Source organism: Pasteurella sp. WM03 (assembly GCF_004570945.1).
Taxonomy (GTDB): domain Bacteria; phylum Pseudomonadota; class Gammaproteobacteria; order Enterobacterales; family Pasteurellaceae; genus Rodentibacter.
Window position 1 is genome coordinate 1 of sequence record NZ_SPPO01000005.1, and the last position, 12,045, is coordinate 12,045.

8 protein-coding genes are annotated in these 12,045 nt (G+C 36.6%); all 8 read right to left on the reverse strand.

What is annotated here, in order from left to right:
- Positions 1 to 899 (reverse strand): type VI secretion system tip protein TssI/VgrG (gene tssI, locus E4T92_RS06210; protein WP_167754021.1); only part of this gene is annotated, 899 nt, incomplete at its 3' end.
- Between the two features lie 32 nt (positions 900 to 931).
- On the reverse strand, positions 932 to 4,444 hold the full coding sequence (gene tssM / locus E4T92_RS06215) for a type VI secretion system membrane subunit TssM (RefSeq protein WP_135093867.1): 3,513 nt from the start codon (positions 4,442 to 4,444) through the stop codon (positions 932 to 934).
- A gap of 321 nt (positions 4,445 to 4,765) precedes the next feature.
- Entirely contained in the window at positions 4,766 to 6,121 is a 1,356-nt protein-coding gene (gene tssA / locus E4T92_RS06220) for a type VI secretion system protein TssA (protein ID WP_135093868.1), read from the reverse strand.
- Between the two features lie 30 nt (positions 6,122 to 6,151).
- Positions 6,152 to 6,802, reverse strand: a complete 651-nt coding sequence (vasI, locus tag E4T92_RS06225; protein WP_135093869.1) for a type VI secretion system-associated protein VasI — start codon at positions 6,800 to 6,802, stop codon at positions 6,152 to 6,154.
- A complete protein-coding gene (gene tssH, locus E4T92_RS06230; protein ID WP_135093870.1) occupies positions 6,787 to 9,405 on the reverse strand; it encodes a type VI secretion system ATPase TssH in 2,619 nt (872 codons plus the stop codon). The genes vasI and tssH overlap by 16 nt, the downstream gene beginning before the upstream one ends.
- 10 nt (positions 9,406 to 9,415) lie before the next feature.
- Complete coding sequence (gene icmH, locus E4T92_RS06235) at positions 9,416 to 10,144, reverse strand: type IVB secretion system protein IcmH/DotU (RefSeq protein ID WP_209307346.1); 729 nt, start codon at positions 10,142 to 10,144, stop codon at positions 9,416 to 9,418.
- 2 nt (positions 10,145 to 10,146) lie between these two features.
- Complete coding sequence (gene tssK / locus E4T92_RS06240) at positions 10,147 to 11,490, reverse strand: type VI secretion system baseplate subunit TssK (RefSeq protein ID WP_135093872.1); 1,344 nt, start codon at positions 11,488 to 11,490, stop codon at positions 10,147 to 10,149.
- Between the two features lie 3 nt (positions 11,491 to 11,493).
- Positions 11,494 to 12,039 carry a type VI secretion system lipoprotein TssJ gene (gene tssJ, locus E4T92_RS06245; RefSeq protein WP_135093873.1) on the reverse strand — a complete coding sequence of 182 codons (546 nt, stop codon included), beginning with the start codon at positions 12,037 to 12,039 and terminating at the stop codon, positions 11,494 to 11,496.
- Between the last annotated feature and the right edge of the window lie 6 nt (positions 12,040 to 12,045).

The following is a 12,045-nucleotide window of genomic DNA, read 5'->3' on the forward strand; positions in this document are numbered from 1 at the left end:
GCTTCCCAATCCGGCTTTTTAAAGGTGTAATCTTTCAATACCGCTCGAGAATGTCTCACTTGAGTGCGTTTGAGAAATTGTCCTACCGTCTGTTCTTGTAGTTGGGCGGTTTTATTCGGGTTATAAGGGTAAGCAAGGGGAGAAGATAAGGTCTCGGCATTATCACTAAAAACAACCGTTTCAATGCCCTCTTTCTCTTCAAAATAATAGAATATCCCTTCTTCTGCGGTGAGGCGTTGGATAAAATCAAAATCTGTTTCCTGCCATTGCACACAGAACTCCCTTACAGGATGGGCATCTGTAAACGCAAAGGCATAATGGGCAATGCCGTGCTCATTCAAAAGTGCGCCTAAAATCTGTTGCAGATTTTTTTGTTGGAAAATACGCGCATTACGTCGTAAGCCGGTGCGCCACAGGGCCGGACGAATCTCCAAAAAATAGTGCGTTTGTTCAAACCCACTGTCACCTTGGGTAAAACTTGAGACGATGCCTGAGATAACCCGTTCCGCTTTCCCCGATTGCCAAACAGTAAACTTTACCTTTTGGTCCAGCACTTGCGTGGCATCTATCGTTGGAAGGGGGCTGGTAAGATGGACGGATAAACAATAGGGCTCGCTGTAATGCTCACGCAGTTCAAAGGACACCACTGAAAAGGTGGGCAGCGGGAGAGTCACTGTTTCTAAGGTGAACTGTAAGCCTGTCGGGGAAGAGATTCCTAACAGTCCTGAAACCGCACCGAGAACATTACCTGAACTGAGTTGACTAGCGAATTGGCTATCTTTGGAGAGGGTATGTTGGCTTAGGTGAAGGATCTTTTCCGCTTGACCGATTTTTTGGGATAGATCCACATTATCTGCAAACTTGTTTATTTTATGTATTTTATTTGAGATCTTATTCATCATTTTTCCTAAGCCAAATTTAATTGTTGGTACTAATATAAAGTTTCTGGAATATTGAATTTCCTTAACATATCCCAAGAGAATGGATTATCTGATTCATCAATATAGACTCGATAGGTTGCATACCCCTCATGAATATCATAACGGACATCAAATGATCCTGCTTTTATATTGGAAATTTTTCCTGATGTGAGTAGCTTAATCTGTGCCCAAGGTCCCTTAAACACTAAGCTACGTGGTGATTTTTCAGCAACAGAAACTAATGTTAATTTACTCTCTACATTATTACTCATCGAATTTGGCCAAACAACGTGAGTTTTCTTTCTCAGTCCATGGGCGTAATCTACAATTTGTCCATCGAGATTTAATACACTCCGGCGTTTATTTGATGAAATACTCAAAGGTTCAATACTAAAATGTACACCAATGCCATCATTATCTGAATTAAAAAATGTCTCTTTAATTCGCTTCGCTAATTCTAATTGTTCAACTACATCAGGACGAATTAATGACGAGTTTTCATCTGTGATATGACTCAAATCACTTTCAATAAAAGGTTTTAAATTCGTTTCATAAAAACTATCTATTGTGCCGCCAGGTGCAAAAAAGCGACTAAACTCACTTAACGGTACTTCTTGCTGAGATTGAGATGCGAATGGGTAACGCCCTTTTATATAAAGTTTATATTTTTTGACAACCTTTTCATTCCATTCGACTTCAAGTGAAACAATGGCAGATTTAAGTACAGAACGCCAAGAATACTCCGCAATCTGCTCCAGCCAACGAGAAACAGGTTGTGGCATTGTTTTAGCTAATTGTTGCAACTCCAAAATAGGATCTGTGGATTTCTGATCTACCCTAAATTGCACCGCTCTCAGTGCTGCTTTTCCTGAGTCAGGGGCATTTTGGATAGAAAGCAAATAACGATGTAAATCAGACAATTTCTGATAAATGGATTGAATTGCGCTATTTTTAGCATCAGCACTTTGCAATACCGATTTCTCGTCAGAAAAGCTCTGATCAATATGCGCCATTAAACGATAATCCAAACTTTCAACGGCTTGTTGTAACGTTTTCCCTTCTTCATTCGGTAATGCCGGCGGCTGTGTATTATCACTTAGAACCTGTAAAGCTCTTTTTAAGGTCTGCTCCCCACCTGTAATTTTTTCAATGGCTGTAATGGACTCGGAAAGCGTCTCAAATTCTTTTACATCCAAGTTATTTAATGCAGAACGCCAAGTTGCAATATAATCATTGACATATTGTTCAGAAATTCTCTCTAGCATTTTTTCACGATCGGTATCGCTATACTCTAGGTTCTCTTTCAGATTAAGCACCCAACTATCCATGGCGATTAATTCAACAAGATGAGAATCTTGCTTAATAAAGTAGTTTTTCAACCCATGTTCAGTAAAGAAACGTGGAATTTTAAGAAATTCATCATTATTGGAGAAATAAACACTATCAAACCCCGAGCCAATTTCATCACGGTAATCAAGAGGAGCGGCTAATACGGAATTTGCCTTAATTTTTAAGTTTTGGTAAACCCGATTATAGATAGATGATCTACTCAATTCATCTTGTGCTTCTTTTATCGGTAGTTCATAAGGTTGATAAGTTTTAATTAATATTTCATCTCCTTGTAAGCGGCCATTAAACCAGTCCGTATGTTGTAGTGAATAATCTAAATGTGACATAAGATTATCCTGTAAAGCTTTTTGCCCTTTAAATTGCTCACTCCAATATTTTTTCATGAAATCTTTGACAAAATTATCATCTCGCCCCGTTTTATCATCCAACATTCTCATTACACGTAAAATTTCTAATTTTTCCTCGCTTTCCTGCTCTGCTTCATTCAACTGAACAAGTAAACCATTCATAATAGCGGGTAGAAATTTTAGTTGGAGTAATTTTAAATAGGTTTCTTCTACATAAGGCCCTATAAAGTAGCCTTGGTATAACCCCATATCTTTTAGCCAATATTGTGTTTCATGATAATTCCCATAGGATAATGTCGCTTCACGAATAGGATTTAATATCGGTAGTTGTTTATCTCCATAGTAATCAAGCTGCTCTGAAATCTTAATCTCTTTAAATGTTTTAACTTGTTCAAGAACATTTATCCCGGCATTATGATTTTTATAATAGTAATATTGCCACAACCCGATAAATCCTAATGCAGCAATCCCTCCTATAATAGAAAATAACTTTAATTTATGGCGATAATCTTTTTTCCATCTACGGCTCTCTTTTGCTAAATTAGGAAAACTAAATAAAACCTCTTTAAAAAGCGTATAACTAAAGTAAGGTTGTGTATTTTTAACTGCCCAAGTTGAATAGGTTTGATGTCCCAACTGATATTGTTCTGAGGCAGACTGGACAAATACATTATCTATTTTGCCCGTTTGTGTTGATGAAGTTAAATATACCCCTTTGAAGAAGTGGAAAGATTTTCCACCATTTGCAATGAGTTGTTCAAGAAATGGGCAAATAACTTCAATCGCCGTAGATAATTGACGAATATAGCTAAAGATCTGATTTTGCTTCTCTAAATTGTCTCGAAATAAAAGAGCAGGCATCATAGCATTCATTTGAGATAACCAATCTTGCCAAAAAGACTGTAATTCCAGCTTCCACTCGGTTGCTCCATTAATTTCAAAAGTTACGCCTAAAACCGATTCTTTTTGTGCTGCAGTCAGTGTTTCATAAATACTTTCAAAACCATAAAATCGATCCAATTTGGTCATGATCACGTAAATTGGCAACTCCGCTTGAGTAATAGCCAATATCTCATTCAAACGTTGATGAAGTTGTTTAATATACTGATCTCTTTGTTCTTTATTAGAGGTGACTAATTGATAAAGGTCAATGGTTAAAATAATGCCGTTTAATGGCTGTCTTGGACGAGTTTCTGCAGTCCAATTCAACAATTGATTCCAAAGTTTAGAATAAAGATAAGGTTTGTTTTCAATATTATCTTGTTGTGCAATTAAAGTATGTTTAGGACATAAGATAACCGCTTGTTCATTACTTAATAATTTGAACTGTACAGGTTCTCCTGCTCCTTCGCCAGAATCATATAACTCAACAAAATGTCCTCCCTCTTTAAGTAACGTCTTTTTCCCACTATCCTCTATACCTAAAGCAATATACCAAGGTAAAACATATTGATAATCTTGGCGTTCGATAATACGTTTAAATTTATTTACCCAATGATCCAAATAACGTCTTTGAGTTTCTATTTCTTCTCGGATAGGGTTATGCTGTTTTTTCTTATCTTCTTGCTGACGTGCTTCTAATGTTTTTAAACGTTGAATCATCTTCCAACTGATAAAAACGATAGCTACAATGATGAGTATAGCCGTTGTCAACCAACGCCCGGTTAAGGTTTCAAATGGCTTATATTCGCCAAACACTAAGTCAGAACCTTTCCACCAAACCAAAATTAAACAAGCGAACCAGAGTAAAATAAGCACAGTAATGCCTGAATTTTTTATCTTAGAGAGGAGTGGCTTAAAAGCAGTTAAAGCTAAAGGAAATTTCATTATACGAACCTTATCGTTTTTAAACATTAAATATCTCTATGTTAACCACGAACAATGTATTTGTAAAAGTATTTTCGTCTGAAAAAGAAACATTAGAGAGATGAGATTAAAGCTACTGAAAACCAATGAATTTCATTGATGAAGATAAGATTATAGATAACTTATTTACTAAAAATATTAACATTTCAAAATTAACTCCTTGTCAATATAATTTAGAAAAAACGAAACATAATAACTCTTAATTTACGAAACCTAATATATAGTAGGTTCAATAATAAAAGTCACCAACATTCTAAATTGTAGACCACAATTATTTTTCTACTATTCTAATTTTTCAGTCAATAAACCTACCAATGATTGCTCCCATTCCTTGACAGATAAATTTCCAATTGCCTTATCAATCGTAAGATAATGTTGTCGAGCAAGATTGCTCAGCCCTCTTTTTTCTAGTTGCTGAGCAAGAAAAAGTTGATTGTAAAATTGGTTTCTTAAATCTGTATGAACCTGATCATTTAGCCTCATTAATAGGGCATCAAAGTTATTATCTTCTAAATTATCTAAAGCCAAAAGCGGTGTTGACACAACGTTTTCTTCTGGTGACAACCAGTCAAGTACGGTCTTCGGACAAAATTCACTACCATCATTGAAGCATAATGTAGATAATTGAGGAAGACGAGTAAGAAACTCATTTAATGCATTTTTTATTACTATTGAAATTTGGTAATACCCTAGCTTCTCTGCCATCTGTGCTGATAGATAGTGGCCATAGAACCAAAATGGAGCGACAGTCAAGCTATGCTCAATATTTTGCAAAGTTTCCAATGTTGGATGTTCAAGAGCCATTTCATATATAGAAACTCTATCCTGAGAAGGAGGAGCAAGTGGTGTTTTACAATCTTCTGCAATAGGTAAAGAGGTAATACCACTCCACAGGACATAACGGCGTAACTGATAAACTACAGGGGATGTCACATCCCGTTCTGATAAATATTCTACAACTTTCAGTAAAGTATTTTTCCACGCTCGCTCATTACTGACATCAACTTCTATTGGTGCTGAAAGAGAAACGCTGTAAGTAGTTTTTTCAACAGTTTCTTTTACATTCTTATCTATATTAGATGTTTGCAATACAACCTTATTAGTTTGTTCTATATTAAGCAAATAAACCTGACGTAATGCGTCTATTTCTGCTGCTAATTTATTTCCTTTTAAATATTGACTAAGTTTTTCAAATAACGTTTCAGCTGCTTCTCTTTCTAAACGGGAAGAATTTTGACGAAATTGTGCGGCCCCCTTATCAAAACGCTTAATAATCTGCAACCCTAAACGATATTTTTTCATTTCTGAAACCGGTGCGGCTTGTTGCCAAAAATGTTCCACATAATCAGTAAAGAGCTGTAGGCCTAATAGCAGCTCCAAAATCTGACCTGAGTGCTGCAAAGTTCTAAGTAAGTGGGCTAAAATTCGCAAGTCTTTACTCTCCGTTGAGAGTAATTTAATCGCAATTTTTTGGACTTTTTCAATATCTAATAACTCATGTTCTAGAGAACCAAGTTTGACCATTTCGCCATCTAAATATATCCAATCTGGATGTTCATCCACAATATCTACACCAATATCATTTACGACAGTATTGAGTAAGCTTTGTCGCCAGGGGTGATTTTCCAAATAATCCATTTATATTTCTCTTTTCTAGCTCTTAAAACACTACCAATGGCAGGCAGCTCTTAAAGGTTTAATTTCTGCTTCAAGCTGTTCTATATTAAATACAAGATCATTAAATTCATTATTTTCTAACTGTATTTTCAAACTGGTAGCGTGAAAAAGTTGTTGAATTTCTTTGATACCCTCTAAACCTCGACTGGCTTCTAATAAAAAGCCCTCTTCTCTGACAAACCATTGACTTGAAAATTGATGGCGTTCTGTATTTAGCCTAACTGCGATATTAGATTGCTTGCCAATTGATGTTGGTAAGGCTATTTGTAGACGAGTAATATTATCTATACAACTAAGCATTAAAATAGGTCGTGAATTAGGATAGCCGAGTGCCGGGGTGGTTAAAATAACCCGTGAATTGGGTGGCTCTGTTTGGGTGAGAATAAATTGTAAATTTTGTGTCTCTCTCGTTTTTTCTTGTGTTTGCGCACGATTCCACGCTTCTCCTTTAACTTCTGAAGTAGAAAGTGCGGTAATTTTCTCTCCTGTTTCAATATGATCATAGCAACTCAAGCGTTCAAATACGGATGAGATCGCCCGACATTGTTGCATAGCCTGTAATACAGTTGTTGATGTACTTTCATTTGCCCAACTTGTTGACACAGAAAGCAACAGCGCCAGTGGTATCAATTTAAGATACATTCCTCTTCCCCCACTTTGGCGATAAATGTATTTTCCCGCACGAAAAACCGAATGTCGGTAATTTCCTGTCCTGAAGCCATCGTTTGCAAGAGAAGTAAAGAAACCGGCGGTAAAAGTTGCCCATCAATAATGGACTCTAATATGCGAGCGCCATTTTCAGCACGACTTGCTCTCATAAGAATTTCTTGTTCAACTTCTTCAGCTATTTCTACTCGAGCATTAAAACGACTTTCTAATAGCCCTCTTAATTTCTTTAATTTTCCATTAATAATAGTGAACAATGTCTCTTTATTGAGTGGTAAATATGGCACGACTTCCATTCTGGCAAGCAACGCCGGTTTGAAAAAATCGGCAAGAACAGGATAAAGCGCTTCTTCCATTTCTGTTGGGTTATTCGCATAATCAACAATCACTTGATAACCTAAATTAGAAGTGAGAAAGAACACAATATTTTTGCAATCAATAAGTCTACCTTCCCCATCTGCCAGTTCCCCCTTATCAAAAGCCTGATAAAACAAATTTAAGACATCAGGATGGGCTTTTTCGACTTCATCAAGCAATACGACAGAGTAAGGCTTACGGCGAATGGCCTCCGTTAAAACGCCTCCCTCACCATAACCGACATAACCCGGCGGAGAACCAATAAGACGGGACACCGTATGTTTTTCTTGAAACTCCGACATATTAATCGTGGTAAGATACTGTTTCCCACCAAATAATAAATCGGCAATTTGTAATACCGTTTCCGTTTTTCCGACACCACTTGGTCCCACCAAGAGAAAAGAGCCTAGCGGTCTACCTAAACGTCTTAAATCAGCCCTTGCCGTCAATAAGTGTTTGTGTAAATGATGTATCGCTAAGGTTTGTCCCTTAATTTCTTGATTAAGGAAATCCGGCAAATGGGTAATCGTATGAAGTTCATTTTGCGATAATTTATCTAAAGGAACCCCCGTCCATTCAGCAATAATACTTTCAATTTGTTTCTTAGAAACTTGTGGAGAAACAAGATATTGTGTTTTTTGATACTTTTCTAATTTCGCCATCAAGGTTTGCAGTTTTTTTCGTTGTTTGACGATATCCGACGTTGCATTTTCGTCTTGAGCAAGAATTTGCTCTCTTAGGGATAAAATTTGAGTCACTAAATTTCTTTGTGTTTCCCATTGTTTTGTCAGTGTTTTTTTCTGCTTTTCTAATTTATCCAAATTGGATTTAAGTTGAGACAAACGTGAATGATCTTGGCTTAACCCGACAGAAAGTTCTCGTTCCAGTAGACGAATTTCCATTTGAGCCTGATATTGCTCATTTTGATAATTTGCGAGCCTTTTAGGAGGAGAAGTAAAGTTGATCGCCACTCTCGCACAAGCTGTATCAAGCACATCAATCGCTTTATCCGGCAACTGTCTACCTGAGAGATAGCGTTCACTCAGTTGCACTGCTGCAATAAGCGCTTCTTCTTCAATTAAAACGTTATGAGCTTTTTCATAGATACCTTGTAAACCACGTAGGATTTGTATTGCTTGTTCAGTATTAGGTTCATCGACCTTAACAAGCTGAAAACGGCGTGAAAGTGCGGCATCTTTTTCAACATATTTTTTATATTCACTCCAAGTTGTTGCAGCAACTGTCCTTAATTCCCCTCGAGCAAGTGCAGGTTTAAGGAGATTGGAAACATCCAATCCTCCTTGTTGGTTGCCTGCACCAATAAGGGTATGTGCCTCATCAATAAACAGAATAATTGGTGTAGGAGAAGAAACCACTTCATTCATCACAGCTTTAAAGCGTTTCTCAAACTCACCTTTTACTGATGCACCTGCTTGCATTGCACCGAGATCTAACGCCATAATTTCAGCATTGAGTAGCATATCCGGCACATTTTTTTGCACAATGCGATGCGCAAGCCCTTCCACTAATGCACTTTTTCCAACACCAGCTTCACCAACAATAATCGGATTATTTTTACGACGGCGAGATAAAATGTCGATCATAAGATCAATTTCACTATCTCGGCATAACACAGGGTCAATTTTATTTTGACGAACCAGCTCAGTAATATTTTGTGTATACTTAGCCAGTCCTTCTTGATTTAACGAAGCCCCCTGATCCTGTCGTTTTTCGGGAATATCGGTTTCTACTGAATCAATGGTAATTTTGTTAAATTGTTGCTTTAAAATATCTCGATTGATATGAATGAGCTGATTTGCTGTTTGGGGTAGAACATAGCGATTTACGGAAGAAAGGAGTGCCAACAGAATCGTTCCTGTTCTCAATGTAGTATGGTTTAATTCAGTAGCTGCAAGTAACCAAGCATCTTGTAGTAAATCAATTAATAAGGGGGAAAATGCCGGATAGCTCCCCTCTTCAAGTGATTTCCCTTGAAATTGGTTTAGACGAAGAGTTTCTTTTAACTCATTTTCATCGATCTGAAAGTAAGCTAAGATCTTTCTCACATCACAAAGTGGTGTATCTAAACACTGTTGGAGAAAGTGTGAAACTAAAATTTCACTTGAATTATTTGATATGCAGTAAGATGCCGTACTTTCTAATATAGTTTTAGCAATCGGCGATAATTTCCCTATCAGACTCGTTAATTCAACTTTCATCATATTTTCCTTTCTACTTTAATAGGTTATTGAGCTGCTCTAAAATAATCTTGCTTTGGTAATCTAATCGGAAAAAATAAATAGAATAAATAACCGATAACCCGATAAATCCCAGCACTAATATTTTTTTAACCGTAAGCTTTTTAGGTAAATGATAAGGTTCTCTTATTTTTTTCTGATATTGGTGAAAAACCAATGCTTCATTTTGAGAATCTTTTAATGTATTTAGAAGATCATATAAACGCCGATAAACCACTTCAAATTCACCATTATGATTGTTAACTTTATAACGACCACGAAAACCCAATGAAAAACAGAGAAACATAAACTCAAGCAAATCTTTATAACGTTTAGGTTCGGACATTAATTTTTCTAATAGGATATAAACTTTTTCCCCTCCCCAAGTTTCGTTGTGAAAATGTGTTAACAATGACTTATTCAGCCAATTATTATTACTGCCCCAGCCATGGGAGAGAGCAACTTCATCAATAAACGTACAGAATATATAACGAAAAGAAACAATAACCCCAGATTCGTAACCTTGCTCTTTCAATAACTGCTCAATAGATTGGATATCGGTCACCACCTGTGTATAAAGTTTATCAGGCATTGTCTCTGAGTTTAGATCCTTTAAACGTAATAACATACCTAGAAGTGGTGTGGCCGCATCAATCATTTTATTAATGCTATGACCTCTTAATGGCAAATAATAATGTACGGAAACCTGTTCTAACTCATTCATAATTAATTCCTTACCGCCCATAAATGCATATCTAAATCAGGGAAATCACCGGAAATATGGAATGCAATACTACGGTGTAGTTTAATATCATTCCATTCTTCAGAAGTCGTATCTAATTGGAAGTAGGTATAACCTGCATGGTAAGGTAATTGTCTTGGCGCCGCACCCAATGGAATTAAGCCTACTCCAGGTAGTTGTACACTAACAAGCTGCTGAATTTTATATTGGGATGATACTTTGCTTTGGTGAACAAACTTATGAATAAGTGATTCGGCCGGTATTCTTGCAGAAACAGCCAGGATAAAAGTAGCATTATCAAGTAGGTTTTGATCATTGATAGAGGCAACACGTATTCCATGATGCTCAAGAGAAAGCTGAATGGAAACTGCCTTAGGCGTAAGCACAGTGCTCAGTGCAAGACGAATTTCTGAACATAAATTTTGGAAACTCTGAGTTAAATCCATGTGATCATAGGGAATAAATGGCTTAACGATACGTGAAGCATCAGTAAATGCCATCAATTCTCCTAATAATTGTACCAGTTCACGATAAAAAATTTCAGGGTGTATACGCGGATGAATATGAAAATGTCGATAAAGCGGCAATTTTCTATTTAACAATTGCAACATCAAAAATTCAGATACTTCTGCCACACCACGTTGTCCAGGAGAACCAATACGGGAAGCTAATGTTTCTGAACGTTGTTCCAGTGTATTTTCTATTTCAGCAACAAAACCTTTTAACACGGTTGATGCTGAAATCGTCATACAGGTTGGAATAAATTTTTCATCGAGTACGATCCTACCTGTCTCTAATCGTTCTTTAATCCGAGCAATCGGAATATAAGTATAAGCACTCTTATCATCTTGCGCTAACATTAGCCTTGGTGCTAACTGAGCAAGAAAAATGACGGCGCTATCACCATTTGGCGTATGCAAGTCTCGAATATCTTCGTGTACTTCTTTATAACGCACAATATGGTTATTTTTTTGATATTCAGACTGTATTTCGTTTATGGTGTGAGTCAATGTAGGTAAAGCAAGATAAACACATTGCCCTTGAACATTATCATTTGCTTTAATTTCTAATACATTCGGGTAGGCATCTTGTGATGGTACATCAAAGTATGTCCCATCGGATAAGTATCCTTTTGCAGAAAGGACAGAAATACGTCCTAAATTTAGCAGTTCCTGATCGATTTCTAATGACTGCAATCCATAATTATAAACAGCAGATGATAAAATTTGATTAGAAAGTAAATAGTCTAAATGCCGTTGCTGTTGCTGAAAATGTTGAGGGCGTACAAAGGTACCTTCCCCCCAAATAACACGATTTCTTTTTGCCATAAATTACTCATACTCCATCATTTCAACTTCTAATCGCCGCAAATGGATTAACACATGATAATTATGTCCTTTTCCATCTAATTTTATTACCGAACGCCACTGTGATTTTTCTGGTTCGGAATAGTAAGCGATAACACCTAAATAACGATTTTGTTCTCCCAAAGTAATGTCCGGAATTACCTTATAATCCCCCGGTTTAATAGCATAGTCTTGATGATCGAGATAATTTTTACCGAGAATTTCGTCTAATTTACTTTCACTAAATTGCTCATAATAGGATTCCAAAAGTTTAGAATCTTCAGTTAAATAAACAACCTGAACCTGAATTGGGGATGCTTCGCCTTCCTCATTTTCATTAATGTCTTTTTCTGACAAGAATGTGAGTGAAAGAGTAGATGGTCGTTCATCTAATTTTCCGACAGGAATATTGGGATCCATAATTACTTGTCCAATTTTGCTTGCAGCATTGAGAGGTCCACTGCAACCTGAAAGCACGGAAGAAATAAAAACTGTAAGCAAAACTTGAGGGATAAATTGGTGTAATTTCATCTATTA